The organism is Vibrio sp. D173a (genome assembly GCF_030248475.1).
The window spans coordinates 1-595 of record NZ_JAHGAH010000804.1 but is presented as its reverse complement, the minus strand read 5'-3'; the positions used below and the strand labels follow the sequence as shown (position 1 = coordinate 595).

At 47.4% G+C, this 595-nt stretch carries 1 pseudogene; it reads right to left on the bottom strand.

From position 1 onward, the window contains the following. Nucleotides 1-595 (bottom strand): annotated as a pseudogene (locus KIV40_RS29425) (recombinase RecQ); the annotation flags it as partial.

Here is a 595-nt window from a genome sequence, read left to right as displayed (position 1 = left end):
AGACATCGGTGATCTGTTTGCTCTCTAACTCAATCCAACCCTGTTCATTGAAATAGTCGATGGCAGCAACCACACGTTGTCTGTCGGCTTGAAAGTGTTCCCAAAGCGCATCAAAATCCACTTGGCACCAGACACGAGCTTGAGGTGAGCACTGAAAAATTGACTCAACAAAAGCGCGTCGCTCTCCCTGAAATTGGTCGATAATCTGCGGTTTTGGCCTTACAAACTTGAATTTGTAGTCGGCAAAGAAGCTGTATTTTGGCTCAATAATGCCTTCGATCTCTAGATATACCAGCAAGGTTTTGAGTGGAAGCTGGCGGATGTTGGATTCGCGAGAGAGCTGGTTTAGCATGATTTCCCACTGCGTGCCATAGGTGTTGCCGGTCGGCTGACAGGCATAGATCTCTTGAAGCACTGTCTGAATGGCGATGTTATCGGGTGTGTCACCAAACACGAAGTTCTCTAATGTACTTAAACCGTGCTTGTTGGCGAGTAGAATACATTCAGAGTTTTGGCCATCACGACTCGCGCGTCCAATCTCCTGAGAGTAGTTCTCGATCGATTTGGGAAGGTCAAAGTGAATCACGCGGCGAAT